Consider the following 17,403-nt stretch of genomic DNA (forward strand, 5'->3'; position numbering starts at 1 on the left):
CTAGATATCAATCCGCGCTATCGTTGTTTATTTTAAAATAAAGCAAGATCACGCATAGCGACTTTGACTTTATCTTTGTTAAGCATAAAGAACTTTTCTTGAGGTGGGTTAATTGGCATCGGTGGTGTGTCTGGCCCTGCAAGGCGACGAATCGGCGCATCCAGATCGAATAGACATTCTTCCGCAATAATCGCTGCTACTTCTCCACCTACACCGCCTGTCAAATTATCTTCATGCACGATCAATACTTTACCTGTATGACGAGCTGCATCAATAATCGCTTGGCGATCCAATGGCTGAATCGTACGTAGATCCAGAACATGGCTAGTAATGCCTTCTTCTTGTTCTAACTCTTCTGCCGCTTGCATAATAAAGTGTAACGGTAAGCTATAGCTGATGACGGTAATATCATCGCCTGAACGTAGCAGATTCGCTTCACCGATCGGCACCACATAATCATCATCAGGTACATCACCTTTGATCAATTTGTAGCATTTTTTATTTTCAAAAAAGAGTACTGGATCAGGATCGCGGACAGCGGCTTTCAGTAGACCTTTAGCATCATACGCTGAATAAGGGGCTACAATCTTCAAACCTGCTGTACCAAAAAATACCGACTCCATACATTGTGAATGATACAGACCACCGAATACACCGCCACCAATAGGGGCACGGACAACGATCGGACAACTCCAGTCATTGTTGGAACGGTAACGAATCTTCGCTGCTTCACTAATAATTTGATTGGTTGCTGGCAACATAAAGTCTGAATACTGCATTTCAGCAATAGGTTTCATGCCGTACATTGCCGCTCCAATCGCAACCCCTGCAATCGCAGATTCTGCAAGCGGAGTATCCAATACACGGTCTTCGCCAAATTGTTCTTGTAACCCTTTGGTCGTGGTAAATACTCCACCTTTAAGCCCTACATCTTCTCCCAAAACAAATACATTATCATCCAGCGCCATTTCTTCTTTCATCGCTAGACGAATAGCATCAATATATTCCATCATCGCCATTACTGATTACCCTCCTCATCGCCTGCAAACACATGCAGTAATGTATCTTCAGCACGCGGATAAGGGGCATTGTCCGCATATTCCGTAGCTTCTTTCATGATTTGAACGTATTCTTTGCTTAGTTCTGCATCTTGCTCTTCACTCCAAATACCGCAGTCGATCAGGTATTTTTTATAACGAGGCAAGCTATCTTTTTTCCAATTCTCATCGACTTCTTCTTGAGTACGATAAGCTAGATCATTATCTGATGTAGAGTGTGGGGAAAGGCGATATAACATCGCTTCAATCAATGTAGGACCTTCACCGTTGATCGCACGTTCACGCGCTTCTTTGGTCACACGGTACACTTCTAACACATCATTACCATCCACTTGGACACCCGGGAATCCGTAACCCAGTGCACGATCACTAATTTTACCACTGATCTGCTTATGTGCAGGTACAGAGATCGCGTACTGGTTATTTTGACACATCATAATCACTGGCAATTTATGTACGCCAGCAAAGTTACAACCTTCATGGAAATCACCTTGGTTACTTGAACCTTCGCCAAACGTGACAAAAGAAACCAACTTTTTCTTTTTCATTTTGGCGGCAAGTGCTACACCGACTGCATGAGGAACTTGCGTCGTTACTGGGCTGGAACCTGTCACAATACGTAGACGTTTGCTACCAAAGTGACCTGGCATTTGTCGTCCACCACTATTCGGATCTTCCGCTTTGGCAAATGCAGACAACATCAATTCGCGTGCTGTCATACCGACAGACAGAACGAATCCATAATCACGATAATACGGTAAAAAATAATCTTCTTCCCGATCAAGAGCAAATGCAGCACCGACTTGCGCTGCTTCGTGTCCAACACCGGATACGTGGAAATTGATCTTACCTGCACGTTGTAGTAAATGACAACGTTCGTCGAACTTACGTGCTAAAAGCATATATTTGTACATCTCGATCGCTTGAGCGTCGGTCAATCCAATTTGTTCATGTCTAGTTTGTTGGTCAATAGTACCTTCCGCTTTCATAGCAGGTACCTCCTTAAAATTAGACAAGCTCCGTATTAGAGATGGCTTGTCATTTTGATAAAAATAGAAGATTGTACAACATGCATCCGTCACTACAACAACCTTGATCAGTTATTTTAAGCTACTGGAACAGATTATTCAACAATCGGATAATGAAGCTTCAAGTACAGGTTAGTGCTTGTCTTAAAACCTGGTACTAAGACTTGAGCCTAAACCTATTATAATCACATCCCGGGCAAAAAGAAAAGACGGATTTCTCCATCTTCGCTTATGCATCGTTGTATATAGGGTCAAAAAGAGTAAAAATCAGACTACATTCCGAGCGCTTTGCCATCTACAGCTAACATTGCTTCGCCTAAAATTTCAGCAAGTGTTGGATGAGCATGTACAGTCTGAGCCACTTCCCACGGCGTTGCATTCAGGAATTGAGCTAATGCCGCTTCACTGATCAAGTCTGTGGCTTGTGGTCCAATAATCTGAACACCTAATAAATCATCGGTATTGCGATCTGCAATGACTTTCACAAAACCGTCACTTTCTCCGTAGACCAATGCTTTACCGATCGCTTTGAAAGGAAACTTGCCTACTTTGACATCGATTCCTTGAGCGGTAGCTTCTTGTTCTGTGATGCCTGTACTTGCGACTTCTGGACGTGTATACACGCAACGAGACACTTGAAGCGGATTATAATGGACTTCTTCTCCGCAGATATGATTGACTGCGGCAATGCCTTCATGACTTGCAGCATGAGCCAATTGCAGTCCTCCAATCACATCACCGATTGCATAAATATGAGATTCTGTCGTTTGCATTTTGCTGTTTACTTTGATAAATCCGTTCACAATCTGTACATCGGTATTCGCAAGTCCGATACTTTCAGCATTCGCTTGACGACCGATCGATACGAATACTTTCGATACCGTTAACACATGCTCTTGTTCTTGATGACGAATCGTAATCGATAGCTCCTGTTGATCCGCTGCTGGCGCATATGTATCTGTTAACAGGGTTGCATCCGTATAGATCGTTACACCACGTTGTTCTAACAATTTACGTAATTCGCGAGCGACTTCTTGATCTTCCGCAGGCAGAATTTGAGGAGCGGCTTCAACCACTGTAATCTTCACGCCAAAATCATTTAACATCGAAGCCCATTCCATTCCGATCACACCACCGCCAACAATCAGCATGGATTCAGGTAAAGATTCCAATTGAAGTGCATGATCACTATTGAGGATCAATTGACCATCTGCTTCTAGACCTGGAAGTACACGAGGACGTGATCCTGTAGCGATAATCAGATTTTTGGAAACGACCGTTTCCATTTCGCCATCTTCATATTCCACAGCCACTGCCCCACTTTGCGGAGAAAAGATCGATGGGCCTATAACGCGCCCTTTACCTTGTACCACTTTGATTTTATTTTTACGCATCAAATACTGTACGCCTTGATGCAATTGATCGACAATACCTTGTTTGCGAGCCTGTACTTTGGCAAATTGTAATGTAATATTTTCAGCGGCTATACCGTAATCTTCACTGTCTTGCATCAATGCATAGACTTCTGCACTACGCAGTAAGCTTTTGCTTGGAATACACCCACGATGCAGGCAAGTTCCGCCTAATTTATCCTGTTCGATGATGACTACTTCTTTACCTAATTGAGCAGCACGAATAGCAGCGACATAACCGCCTGTTCCTCCACCTAGTATTGCGATATCACAATTAATTGTCATGGTTAATAGTCACTCTCTTTTCTATATAAGTACAATCTTTATCATTAAGTAGGCTTGACCTGTCATACTTACACATACTCTAAGCCGCAGGTAACAGTGATCATCTATAATGTATGATCTGATTTAAGGCACGTCTATTCTACCATATCTTGAGCATTGTTAACATGTAGGGTGTAAAGGTAGCTTATTCGTACAACGCATCACGTAAACGACTAGACATTTTCGGTTGTTGTGCATTCGCTTTAAGAAGTGCTGTACGCAGGCGTTTATTTTCAGCTGAAACGGTCTGTAATGTATGCAATAATTGTTCAATTAAAGGAGTATCTGCTGCTGTCCATTCTGATCGTGTTAATAACTCATTTAATTGTTGTTCCAAAACTGTACGTTCTTCTTCCGTCATGATGATTCTCCTCTGTCATACATTATTATTCATCATTGTGTATACCTATTACGTTTGATTTATTTTTAAAATATGATGTTATGGTAACAGCAACAAACCGGGCAACAGTATGCGCCCGGTTCAATAGTAAGTTACAGAAATGCGAATTAGGTACGCTAACCATACCTTTTATAGTTCCACAAATGATCATAATCGTCAATCTATTTACGTGACTACTAGATAGATCATACTCTTAATAAGCATCGGGTGTAAATAACCCTTGCTTGCCTTGAAGCTTCACTAACGCTTCTGCAAAAAAGTAATCTCCATAAATAATCGAGACATTCAAATATTTCTGCTCTGGATAATGCACCGTTCCTTTGGCAATTAATCCTTCGCCACCTATTTCTTTCGAGGAAAATTGTTCATACAATCCTTGCACGATCAATTCCCCTGCGCGCTGATAAAACGATTGTTCATTTTCCGGTACATGACGAGCCAATTCTAACAATCCACTAGCGGCGATTGCTGCGGCGGATGAATCCCATGCAATACGATGTTCATCCGGTGCTCGAAAATCCCAAAAAGGTACAATCTCTTCGCCTAATTCAGTCAGAAAAAATTGCGCTGTTTGCTTGGCAATATCCAGATACCGTTGTTCTCCTGTATAGGCATAAGATAACGTAAATCCGTGAAGTGCCCAAGCGGTTCCTCTAGCCCATGCCGAACCTGGCGCGAACCCTTGTCCACCATGTTCTTTCAACTTTTCCCCTGTCCAAGGATCAAATTCAACTGCATGACAGATGGAATGATCTTCCCGCACAAATTCTTTGGCTACGGTATCTGCATGTTCCATAGCAAGTGCTTGATAACGAGGGTCTCCTGTTTCTTTGGATGCCCAATATAACAAAGGAAGATTCATCATACTATCTATAATTGCCACTCCACGTGTATCCATCAAAGGAGAACCAAAATTCCATGCCCGAATATAACGACCACGTACATTATACCTTGCTGCTAACAAATTAGCCGCTAACAATCCACGACGACGTGATTCTGTGTTGCCTGACAATCGGTAATGGGCAACACCGCTAAGTAACCATGTGAATCCAAGATCATGATCGACTTTTTCAGGATCATGAAGACATTGTTCCAGTTGTACTTCACAACTTTCCGCCCAGGATGATAAGGCGCTACTTCGCTCTGTAGCCTGTTCGCCAGTAGACATTTCTTTATCGTAGGCTGAATCTGCTTCTGTGGCTAACGTTAATGACGAAGGTGTCGATTGAACTAACCATAACAATCCCGGCCAAAAGCCTGCTGTCCACCACTCTGCTTCTCTACGATCATATTCACCTTGTTCAGCAACATGGGGAAAATGGTCTTGAATCGCTTGTGCGGTGGTGGATGTTTGTTGAACGACCCAATTCCATGCTTCACTTTGCCAGTGAGTAGGTGCTGTTGTATTCATATCGTATCCCCTTTGCTTTTGACAGGAGTATGTCCTGTATACAATTTGTATAGCTTCAGAAAATAGCTTTTGTACTGATAGCCTAACATCTGTGATACTTCATCTACCGTCCCATTGCCTGCGGTAATCCATTCTTTAGCACGTTGCATTTTGACCCGTGTCGCATATTCAATAAACGTCTCACCTGTTTCTTTTTTGAACAAACGGCTGAAATAACTGGCATTCAAATGTAAATGTTCAGCCACTTCTTCTAACTTCACCAGACGATTCATATGTTGTTCGACATAGTTACGCGCATGAATAATTTCTGAACGACAATTAGCCTGTAAAGTCCAATCACGTGATAGCACTGCCAGCGCTCCAAAACGGATATTCATCCATTCAGTCAATTCATGGATATGACGAATATGTCCCATTTCACGATGTAATTCTTCTACTGAAAACGCAAACGGTCGATCATGCAATTGCTGTTGCTTCAATTGCCAGTCAATCGCTAATTTGAGCATAAATGTTTTGACCGTTTCAGGATGATACCGTTCTTGCTTTAAGCGCTCAATCCAGTTGTTAATCCAAAGATTAATTTCTCCATCTGGCAATAATGCAAGTGCTAATGATTCTGCTGCTGTTCCATAATTAGCAAACAGATCACTTTCTTTTTGAAAATCTAAACGATGCGTAGAATCACATAATGTAGAAGGTGGTAAATAAAAATAACGATCTGCTTGCGCTTGTAATTGAATCGCATCGTTCATCGCTTCTTGCCAGTGCAGTGTCTTCGAACCACATACCGTCACAATCTCGGCTTTGGCAAATTTCTGCACACTATAAATCAACTGGTACATCACTTCATGCACAATCATTTCTTGTTGCGCACCTGAACGAACAGGCAAAGCAAACCAGACAAATCCTTCACCAGGACTTTTACTTAAATGCACTGCTGTTCCTGAATGTTCTACAATTTCTTCAACGATATTTTCAACGGTAAATGAAAGCAAATCCAGATCATGGAATCGCTGTTTGCGTTCTTCATTGGCTGTTACGGTGTAATAGACCGGCAGAATCATTTTACCGCGCGTATCCAATCCAAAATGAGTCAATCGCTGAATACCATACTCTGGGTCTTGAATACTGCCTGACAGCAATTCACTGGTAAATTTGCGCTTAATTAAGAGCCGATGTCGCAAATGATCTTCTTGTAGACGTTGATGTTCACTGGAATGCGATTGTGCTTGATCCAGACGTTGCCGAATCTGCTCCAGAATAGGTACTAATTGATCTGCTGTTAGATTTTCTTTGAGCAAATAATCTTGTACTCCTAACTTTACCGCCTGCTGAGCATAGGCAAATTCTCCATGACACGAAATAATGACCGACATCAGCGATTGTTGTGTCTGCTTGAGTGAAGCAATCAATTGAATACCGTCTATCTTGGGCATTCCGATATCGGTAATTAATACATCTGGAGCATGTTGCTGTCCATAAGTAAGCGCTTCCTCTGGATCGCTGAAAGAACCTGCTAATTGAAAGCCAAGTTGCTCCCACGGTACAGCACGAGACAAATAATGAAGTACGGGCATGCTATCATCGACCAGTATGACGCTATACATCATCATAAACCTCCTTTACTCTTACCATATAAAATACTATTCCTGCTATGGATCAATTCTATTGTCTATGTGGCAATCCGATCTTAATTTCTGTGCCTTCACCAGGGTGACTTTCTATGTGTACTTGTACCGAAGAACCATAGATCATTTGCAGACGGCGTATTACATTCGTCAGACCAATTCCTGAAATAGCAGGTACAGGTGGTACAGCTGATTCCTGTTCTAACGGGATTGAATCAGATGATGCTGTTTCGGATAAATCAGTATGTGTAGATTCTGATCGTGATAAAGGATGTAGAGCATATTCTATGTTTGGTTTTTGAATCTGATCAATCACTTGTTGTACAGCTTGCAAACGTTCTGCATTCATACCTTCTCCGCTATCACGAATACTGATCCAGATATATGAATCTTCCAACCAAGATTGTATCCACAAAATACCGCCATACTTCGATAACCCATGATGGTAAGCGTTCTCAACAAGCGGTTGAACGATAAATCGAGGTACGAATTTGTCGATTGTATCTGGCGATAATTCCATGTCTAAGTGCACTTTCACTTCTCGCTGAAAATCAACCAGACGAATATAATGTTGTACGGTTTCCATTTCTTCTTGAAGCGAAATACATTCGTTACCTCGATTGACAGTCATTCGTAGTAAAGAAGAAAGTGAACCCAATAATACAGCGGCGTCTTCAGAACCTTTTAACAACAGATCCATCCGAATCGCTCCCAAAATATTAAATAAAAAATGAGGGTTAATCTGTGCTTGTAGCATTTCTAGTTCTGCTTTGCGACGTTCACTTTGTTCACGTTCGATCTGGATAATCATCTCTTCGACACGGTCTAACATGGCATCTAGCGATTGACCGAGCACACCAGCTTCATCTTCTCCTCGAATACCGGAGCGAATACTGAGATTATCATTATCAATTTTGCGGACGACCTGCGTTAATTTGACAATCGGACGGGTGAGACGAGCAATCCCTAGCACTAATAAAATCAGGAATACGATCAGTACCGCCATCTGTACAAAATTCGTCACTTGATAGATTCGGTTAATCTTTTCAGCAGCAACACCATAAGGCACTAATCCTTCCAATCTCCATCCAGCCACAGACATATCTCTTTCCAGTTCTAGAATACCTTCTTGTGGATGATACAGTTGACTAAAATCATTACCGATCATCTGGCTATTGGGATGAGAAATAATCTGATTATCTTCGCCTACGATCATCATTTGAATGGTAGAATCGTACTTATTCAGTACTGCTTTCAATTGTTCTTCATTCATACTAACAATCACATAACCATAGACTTTGCCTGATAATAAGCGTAAACTGCGAGCCACCGAGAGCATGTGGGTGGTTGGTTCGTCTTTGGATTGCAGGTACGATGGATGTAGCAAAAAGTTAAGCTTACCCCCTGTAATAAATGTACCGCTATGGGTCAGTTGATGGATATCCAACTTATCCAGCTGGTATTGATCTGACTGGAAATTGCTATAGATCATTTTACCATTTCCTGTCCAGACCGAGATATAGACTTGTTCTCCTGCATAAGAAAGATTATCTAGTTTCTTGGTCACATCCGAAGCTTCAGTCTGTCCTACATAGATACCACTACGTCGATATTTGAGTGCTAGATTGAGTTCTTGATCCAAGTACAGATAGTTGGAAATATAGATCAGGCGATTGATCTGATCGGTTAAATACAGATTCGCCGCATCAAGTGAATTGCCTGCATTCTGCAAAACGGTTTCTTTCATCATGTCTTTGGTCAGCCAACTGGATAACATTGTGCCTGCGCCGATCGTTAACAGCAAGCAACAGGCCACGGAGGCAATCAGCTTGCCCCTTAGTGAAGTATGCCAGATTCTCCTCCATGCCTTCATGCTCATATGACCTTTCGTTTTGGATTAAAAGTTTAGATCAAAAATGGAATGGGGCTTTGGGGCATCATCCGCTGCGGCAGAGGTATTGTCCTTGTCATCGCTGGTGAACAAAAATACCTTGATTGACCGCTGGCGGTCGGTATTTTTATTCAAAGGCGATCGCTTCGCTTTTTCAGGACAATTCCTTTGCCTTCGCTCCGTGCTCCCTAGCCACCACTCTATTTCTTGATGTAAAGCTTTCTTAATTTGGGGTAGCCGTGTTAGTGCTAAAAGAATTAGTTGGTTTGTTTTACAAAAATATTGGTTTTGTAGTGATTAAAGTATGGTTTGATAGTGATTGGGATTTCTTTGTTGTAGCTTTAGTATAGAGTTTTTGGTTATTACATAAGAATATTTTAGATGAATTAGTATGATCTTATTTTAGTTGGTATACGGGCTTGTTTTATAGTTTAGGAATTTTTATTTCTTTTCGTTTTGGTTTATGATTTTCGCCTTAGTGTCATTCTTTAATAGATGCTATGGATTAGCTTTTGTTAGCGTCTATGATTTGTTGGACAATGGCTTTGGCGTTGGTGATGGTGGTGTCGATGTCTTGTTTTTGTAGGATATATTTTTCGAATTCAGCGTTTACTTCTTGTTCGATTTCGCTCAGGTATGGAACAGCTGGGGCTTTGTTAATGCCTTTGCTGACTTTGAAGGTGTAGATGAGTGAGTCTAGATCGACATTTTCTGGGTGTGTACCATTATTGATAATACTTTCTAGTGCTTTACTAACATCTGCTTTTTGCCAAGAGGAGATATCTGTTCCTTGTGCTTGGATACCTTCTGTTGTCATCCAGCGGATAAATTGCATAGATGCATCTTGTTTGTCTGAGCCTGCACCAATTCCGTAGTAATCATAATCATTGCTTGAATAGATTTCTTTGGTATCTGCGTTATTTTTAGGGTAAGGTGCTACAGCGACTTTGAAGTCAGGTGCAGATTCTTTGCTTCCTGCGATATTGGAGTTCATCCAGCTTCCCATAACTAACATGCTGGCTGATCCACCTAGAAATTGATCACGATAATTTAATTTTTGTGAAATCGCATCGCTATATGGAACGGCTGAATGATCTTCGTGTTCTGCTTGATAACGCAGTTCGAAAGATGCACGGAAGTTAGGGTCGTCCATGTTGGATGTACCGTCTGCTTTGAGGTAGCTATTATTTTCAGGTTGATTCAATAGTTCAAGTAACGTCTGAGATGCCCATGTATGGAAGTATACACCATAGTAGCTATGATCCGGTGCTGTCAATTTTTTGGCATATTCACGGAATTCATCCCATGTCCAATCGGTAGGTACTTTTAAGCCTGCTTTATCCAGACGATCTTTGTTCAGTAACACATACGTAATCGCACGTTTACCCGGTAATGCATAACGTTTACCATCGACTGCGAAGTCAGCTAAGTATTCATCTTCATATTTAAAATCAATCAAATCGTCCAGTGGTGCAAACATGCCCATATCCACACGTTGAGCGTACGTATTCGCATTATTGACCATCACCACATCAATAGGATCGCCCGAACCTGCGGCAAGGTCTAACTTTTTGATATATTCATCGGTATCACTTTTTTCAGATAAACCTACATATTCAACTTCAATATTTGGATTCTTTTTTTGCCATGCGGCATAGACATCATCCCAGTGGAATTGATCTTTGGTATACCATGTGTAAAATGTGATTTTAGTTTTGCCATCTGCTGTTGTGGCACTTTCTTTGGCTTGTCCACAGCCTGCGAGTACTAATAGTAGGCAACAACTCATGATGATCATCGATTTCCATTTTAGATTCAGCTTCATTATAATCCCCCTTAGGATATATACATTTGATATAAATGAATAACAGTTACCCTTTCACGCCACCGAGTGCAATTCCACCGATAACATGTTTTTGTGCTAGTAAAAAGACGATCAGTAAAGGTAAAATCGCCGAGCATGTGCCTGCCATAATCAGTGAGTAGTATTCGCCTGTAGCATCGGCAAAGCGGTTAATACCTAATTGAACTGTAAATAATTCAGGAGAACGTAGGAAGATCAATGGTGCTTGATAATCATTCCATGTCCAGATAAATCGTAAAATGGCATAAGTTGCAATAAAAGGCTGAACTAAAGGCAAAGCAATTTGAGCGAAAATACGTGCATGCCCTGCTCCATCAATCTTGGCAGACTCGATAAATTCACTATGAATCGACATAAATGCTTGTCGTAACATAAATGTACCAAGCGCACTGAACGATTCAAGCAATACCAATCCGATATGCGTATCGAACAATCCTAGACTGCGATACATAATAAATTGAGGCACTAATACCGCTTGCCCTGGAATCATAAACGTAAGTAACACGATAATAAATAATGTATCTCGACCTCGAAAGTTAATTTTGGAAAAAGCATAGGCTGCCATCGCTGAAGTGATTACTGAGATAAGGATGGTCATCACCGAGACTTTGATCGAGTTCCAGTAATACAACATAAATGGTGGGTCACCGAACCATACGGCACGATAATTTTCGACTACATTCCATGTATGCGGAATCCATTGAACCGGATATTTGAACACATCGGCTTCTGGCTTAAACGATGCTGATAACATCCAGATAAAAGGTAGTAAAAAGATAATCCCTATCACCAGCATGATAACGGTTACAATTATTTTCGTCAAAGACAGCTTGGCTCTTTTGGGACGATGCGTTGACGATACATTTGGAGCTGAAATCGGATGTTCCAACAGCTACACCTCCTTATCGATCCTATTCATTAGTAGTTGACCCATTTTTTCTGACCCCAGAATTGAATACCGGTAATCAGTAAAATAACAGCAAACAGAAATACCGATTCTGCGGCGGCATAACCCATTTTCAAATTCACAAATGCTTGATCGTAAATTTCATATACCATCACATTGGTTGACTTGGCAGGTCCGCCCTGCGTAAGAACAGCAATTAGATCAAATGTTTTGAACGAATAAATGATACCGGTAATCAACAAGAAAAACGTAGTCGGTGATAACATCGGTACGGTAATGGAGTGAAACTTACGCCATGATGATGCACCATCAATATCAGCCGCTTCATACAGATCTTTCGGAATCGATTGTAACCCTGCGAGATAGACCACCATATTGAAGCCAATCGATGTCCAGACCGTAATCATCATAATCGACGGTAATGCATACGTAGGATCGGCTAACCATTTCGGCGGATTGGTGACACCCAGAGACATTAAGAAACCATTTACAGGACCTTGAGAAGGATGAAATAAAATCTGAAATACTATCGCTACAGCTACAACACTTGAGATATACGGCATAAAATAAATGATTTTGAAAAAGCTTTTAAAATACACTTTCTCATCGACTACAATAGCGATCACCAGTGAAAATAATAGAGTGAACGGAACCGCTAATAACAATTTGATATTATTGAGCATAGAGATGAAGAATGATTTGTCTTGAAACAAATGACGGAAATTATCTAGCCCTATCATTTCAACACCACGGAATCCTTGAATAAAGTTCCATTTGGTCAAACTAATGAAAAATAACGACACCATCGGGATCAGTATAAAAATAGTCAGTCCAATCAACATGGGTGCCGCAAATAGATACCCTGCAATCGTTTCTTTGGCTGTGGTTGACAGCCAGCTCTTGGACTGCGATGAGGCTGTAGATTGAGATGCAGAACGCTCCACGAGTCGTACCTCCTTGTAGAATAGTGCAACAGCCGCGGACTGTAGCCTTATTCGGTTAATATCTTATGTTCTAAGTGTATCGTGGAAAGCCTGATCATTTAAGACACAGAACTGACCTGTTTCCAAACAATTTTTACCTATTGTGGTTAAAATAATGTTTTGGGACGGTAGCATTGTTTGGTTAACATGCTCTACTGTTCTTATTGAAAATAAAATAGACAACAAAAAATAGCCCGGTTATGCTACCCGAGCTATTTCTTTATCTTTTTATGCTGATCACGTTATGGATCATGACTCATTTCTACGGTAACCCGATTTCAAACGAAATGCGCTGACCTGGCGCTTCAATTCTCGCTCCGCGCAACAGACCATTCCGACTAGCCACTTGCTCTGCTTCTTGGGGAAAAGTAATCATCGAGTGCGGTGTTACAGGTACGATTCGTAATTGTTGCCCCCGATACGTCAGTATAATGGCTTCGGTAGATTCTGGAGTAGCTGTTTCTATCACAGAAGATTCTTGTCCATCCGATTGAAACAACGGAATCCAAGCACCGATATGATCAATCTGTTGTGTGGATTGCTCGCTGTCTTGGTCATGCCCCACTTCATACGTGATTACGATATGCCCGGGAGACTGTTCATAGGTCGCTACCACATAGTCGATTCCTTGTAACGGCCCTTGCCACTTGATCACAAGATGACTATGATCCGAGGTGGTTGCTGACTCCGCAATCGTATATGAACCTCCACCATCAGACGGATCAACCCCTGCATCTCGGTCAAATGGAAACACCGTTGGGAATCCTTCTGCTAGATGATGCCATACTTGATCCTGTGTCTGCCATGCCGGCATATGACTTAGCGGGAAAATGTCACCTGTAGCAAACTCTGTAAATCCTTGATTCTGATGCCCTGAAGAAGAAGTGGCTAGATTCGCATGTAAGCCCGCTCGCTGAATACGGGCTACTCCCGGAATCATATATGGATCATTAAGTGCCGTATGGATCACCAGCTGCTGACCGGGTACAGAACTAAATACAGTTTCAAACCAACCATCTGCCTGAAGTGTACGGCTTCCTAGCTCTACTGGAATCGGATAAGGCGTGATCTCCTCCACCTGTTCATACCAGAGCGTATACGCCAGAGCCGCGGCTGTCCATAGATTGTAAGTCGTATGATTGCTGTATACTTCATATCCGTGCCGCTCCTCTGCCGGGTAATGATTACGTACAATCTGTACATAACCATCAGGCATTTGCCATTTTGCGATTGCTTCCCATGTCAGATCTGCCGCATGACGAAATGCACCTGCCCACTGTACTTCTCCATCGGCATAAGCTTGTTGCGCTTGCATCGTAAAAATAAATGCGGCGGCGGCTTCATTCCATTGATGTTGCGCACTGCGTCCTCTTGGGGGTAATTCTCCAAGTGGTGATAGAGTCAATAACGAACTTATCGCTCCATGTTGCAACTGAGTCTGTAGTTCAGATGCAGTGGTTCCTTGATAACCGGATAACATCATCACACTTAAATGGTACCTTGTAGCAATATCGTAAGCGAATGGGCTATTTGGTCGATCCAGCGGGCCATCTTCGTACCATCCCAGTGTAGTGAATCGAGGCAGATGATATTGTTGCAAATAATCATCTATCCATGTCGTATCAGTAGGTGCTATTCCTTCGGCTTGTCGGATCACTTCTCCAGATAACATAATCGCATTCCAGTTAATCATTCGGTTAGGATTTTTCATTTTGCTCATTGTAAATAGATAGGTCTGTTCAGGTTCAATCGTAGCTAGCGATTGCTTCCATAATTCAGCTTGTTCTGGCAGTCTACTTTTCAAGATACGATAAGCACCCATAATCATAATAATAAAAAAGTCAGGATGTTGATCAGGTGTTCGCTCACTTACCAGTAACTCAATACTATGAGTCAAAGCTTTTGCCGCAGAGTCTAGTAAGTCTTCTCGCCCACTGCTCACCAGAACAGCCGCCGCCAGTGCGTACGAAGGTGTCGAATAATAACGTTCTGCTTCAGAATGGGGATCGATAATCGCTCCGTTATCTTGCTGATGAGTGGCATAATAATCTATCATTTGACTTAACATGTGTACTTTTCGCTCTTTCGTCCAATCTGACGCAGATAAAGGCTGACTCTGTTGCAATTGCTGTTCATAAGCGAGAGCTTCATCTGCCCAGCCATAAGAAGACGAATTCCATCGATTCCACTGTTTCAAAATAACCCCTTCTTTCGGTCTTTTGATGATCATGATTACGCTTACTTCTTCATGAGTTCAGTGTAGCATCTTGTTTTCTCCGATACGATTCACAGATTTGACCGATTAAGCGACAATCTTGACTCTACTGCTACAAGCATAAATTAAAGAGGTCGGATCACAAATGGCAACTCCACTACTACATCCAACCATTCGGATTGTTGTGGCTTTACATCTTCTGATACAAGTTCTGATTGAGCTATATCTGGTCTAGATGTACGCTGTTCTATAGAAGACAAATACTGAATAGATGTCCGATATAAGACTAGCGCTTGTCCTTCATGATCGACATGTTCGATCACTTCTACATTTACTTTATCCTGAGCATGCAAAAGATTCAGACACACTTCTGCTCTTCTTCCTTGCCAGCGTACTTGATCTGCTTCGACTATCGGCTTAATTTTACTAATTAAACGTTCTATAATAGGTGGTGCTGTAGTATAGTTCTGATTTGAAAAGCTTGATGTATCCAAACTACTTTCATACGAAACAGAATGATTCTCGTCTAGATTATTATTCTTATAGAAGCGAAATTGATCTATACAGTCTATCGTCACTTCTTCTTGACCGATCGGAACTTGCCAATCGAGACTACGTGTATATTGGTGCAACGACTGATGATCATAAGCATGAGTCAGATCTACTTTCCATACCGCATATTCTTTCTCTTTTTCTTTCCATACCTGCGGTTCTACCACGCTAGCATAAGCTTCACGTCCACTTTGTTGTTCTTGTCCATCAATCTGTGGTACAGAATGTCCTGCTGACGAAATATTAAGAATCTGTTCTCGACCATGTGCAAAATAAGCTTGTGTATACAGCCCTGCTCCAAGATCAGATAATATATTTTCTCCACCTGCATGAATAATAAAAGAACCTAGATCATTATGGTTATGCGGTTCATCGTTATGCCCACCTTTTGTTGCTAAAGCGACCGTGATTTGTGAATCTGGAAGTTCACTTTTACAGATCATCCACTGTAGATCAGGCAAATATATACTTACATTTTTAAAAGGTGTTGGTACTACAGTAGATGCAAAATAACGCGGGTCTGCCCACAACACATTACGAATCAAATGCGCCCAACGGCGACAAGGATCATCCATCAGTCGATTCATTTGAAAAGGTAACGAATAATGATGCCCTGTCCATTCACTTAATCGAGATAATAATCCTGCTGGCAATATCTCTTCCTCATCACTATCCGAGAAATTAACAAATACACCTTCTGACAAATGGATATGCTCGGGAAAAGCCGCCATCTTCATTATCTTTGTAGATCTCAATCTCCATTCATGCTCTGGCTCATATCGAACAAGCATATCTACAAAATACGTATAATAACCGAATCCATACACCCAATACCCTAGCCCTTCTGCACACCCTCCATCTTCTCCATAACCAGATAGAAAATGATCCATAGCCCCGATCACTCGTTCCAGAATCTGCCCACGTACAGGATCATCTGATTTCAATAACAACAATGCCGCTATCCCACATCCTGATCCACAGACCGCTGACCAATTATGATCTGCTGTTTCCCATGTGAAAAGTTGCTCAGGATCACTCATCGGCTTAAATATCCGTCGTTGCACTTCAAGTTCTATCCGCTTCATTATGCGAGTATCGAGCCGACCCTCGAATAAGGTATACAGTTCTGCTACCATGGCTGCTGTCTCTGCTGCAAATAAATCTATTTCTTCCCATACAGCTCGCTCTGTACCTTCATTCGACGGAGGCAGATGCGCAGGCAAGCACCATGTGTACTCATTGCATATATCCCATAATGCTTCTTCCAATGCTTCTATGTAACAGGTCACATCATCGGTTGTATTCAAGCTGACAATAGCCAGTGCTCCAATACGTCCTCTTTTTTCAAAATAAAGTCGCTGGTACTCTTCACGTCCTCCATGATCAGCAAATTCACGAAATACTTCAAAGGTCAGTACCGGAATAGGTGTAATCAATGCTTGATTGGCTAGATTCTGTAGCTCTCTCCACCATACTTCATAATCAGGATCTGTTAATGTATCTTGTAATCGTTGCTGTAAATGATCTACACCCCACGCAAACGTTGAAGCGTTGGCAGACATGCTCATTCAATTCACCTCATTGATATTGTGATTGTTGATTGTTGATTGTTGATTGTTTTGAAGATACCGCTTTCAACGATAAATGTATATCTATTATGAATTTTTCATATAATGAAATAATTATAAATGACTGGATATTTGACCATTATAGGTTATGCTATATAAAAT

General features: G+C 41.6%; 12 protein-coding genes. All 12 read right to left on the reverse strand.

The window, feature by feature from the left end:
- Positions 1-32 precede the first annotated feature (32 nt).
- The 12 genes from PaeCFBP13512_RS00780 to PaeCFBP13512_RS00835 all read right to left on the reverse strand — a co-directional run bounded on the left by PaeCFBP13512_RS00780 (position 33) and on the right by PaeCFBP13512_RS00835 (position 17,235).
- Positions 33-1,019 carry an alpha-ketoacid dehydrogenase subunit beta gene (locus tag PaeCFBP13512_RS00780; RefSeq protein WP_069327870.1) on the reverse strand — a complete coding sequence of 329 codons (987 nt, stop codon included), beginning with the start codon at positions 1,017-1,019 and terminating at the stop codon, positions 33-35.
- Positions 1,019-2,047 (reverse strand): thiamine pyrophosphate-dependent dehydrogenase E1 component subunit alpha, encoded by a 1,029-nt coding sequence (locus PaeCFBP13512_RS00785; protein WP_069327869.1) that lies wholly within the window; start codon positions 2,045-2,047, stop codon positions 1,019-1,021. Before PaeCFBP13512_RS00785 ends, PaeCFBP13512_RS00780 begins: the two co-directional genes overlap by 1 nt.
- Positions 2,048-2,358: 311 nt before the next feature.
- Complete coding sequence (lpdA, locus tag PaeCFBP13512_RS00790) at positions 2,359-3,783, reverse strand: dihydrolipoyl dehydrogenase (protein ID WP_137220663.1); 1,425 nt, start codon at positions 3,781-3,783, stop codon at positions 2,359-2,361.
- A gap of 184 nt (positions 3,784-3,967) precedes the next feature.
- Positions 3,968-4,183, reverse strand: a complete 216-nt coding sequence (locus PaeCFBP13512_RS00795; RefSeq protein ID WP_069327867.1) for a hypothetical protein — start codon at positions 4,181-4,183, stop codon at positions 3,968-3,970.
- A gap of 232 nt (positions 4,184-4,415) precedes the next feature.
- Positions 4,416-5,633: a glycoside hydrolase family 88 protein gene (locus PaeCFBP13512_RS00800; protein WP_137220664.1), complete on the reverse strand. Its 1,218-nt coding sequence runs from the start codon at positions 5,631-5,633 to the stop codon at positions 4,416-4,418.
- Positions 5,630-7,240: a response regulator transcription factor gene (locus tag PaeCFBP13512_RS00805; RefSeq protein WP_161594177.1), complete on the reverse strand. Its 1,611-nt coding sequence runs from the start codon at positions 7,238-7,240 to the stop codon at positions 5,630-5,632. The genes PaeCFBP13512_RS00800 and PaeCFBP13512_RS00805 overlap by 4 nt, the downstream gene beginning before the upstream one ends.
- Positions 7,241-7,298: 58 nt before the next feature.
- A complete protein-coding gene (locus PaeCFBP13512_RS00810) occupies positions 7,299-9,134 on the reverse strand; it encodes a cache domain-containing sensor histidine kinase (protein ID WP_161594178.1) in 1,836 nt (611 codons plus the stop codon).
- 523 nt (positions 9,135-9,657) lie between these two features.
- Positions 9,658-10,977, reverse strand: coding sequence for an ABC transporter substrate-binding protein (locus tag PaeCFBP13512_RS00815; protein WP_137220667.1), 1,320 nt, complete (start codon positions 10,975-10,977; stop codon positions 9,658-9,660).
- Between the two features lie 46 nt (positions 10,978-11,023).
- Positions 11,024-11,812, reverse strand: coding sequence for a carbohydrate ABC transporter permease (locus PaeCFBP13512_RS00820; RefSeq protein WP_069327984.1), 789 nt, complete (start codon positions 11,810-11,812; stop codon positions 11,024-11,026).
- Between the two features lie 122 nt (positions 11,813-11,934).
- A complete protein-coding gene (locus tag PaeCFBP13512_RS00825; protein WP_137220668.1) occupies positions 11,935-12,867 on the reverse strand; it encodes a carbohydrate ABC transporter permease in 933 nt (310 codons plus the stop codon).
- Positions 12,868-13,168: 301 nt separating this feature from the next.
- Positions 13,169-15,136: a glycosyl hydrolase gene (locus tag PaeCFBP13512_RS00830; RefSeq protein ID WP_137220669.1), complete on the reverse strand. Its 1,968-nt coding sequence runs from the start codon at positions 15,134-15,136 to the stop codon at positions 13,169-13,171.
- A gap of 110 nt (positions 15,137-15,246) precedes the next feature.
- Positions 15,247-17,235: a heparinase II/III domain-containing protein gene (locus PaeCFBP13512_RS00835; protein WP_161594179.1), complete on the reverse strand. Its 1,989-nt coding sequence runs from the start codon at positions 17,233-17,235 to the stop codon at positions 15,247-15,249.
- Between the last annotated feature and the right edge of the window lie 168 nt (positions 17,236-17,403).

The sequence above is a fragment of the Paenibacillus sp. CFBP13512 genome (genome assembly GCF_005233705.1).
GTDB classification, from domain to species: Bacteria; Bacillota; Bacilli; order Paenibacillales; family Paenibacillaceae; genus Saccharibacillus; species Saccharibacillus nuruki.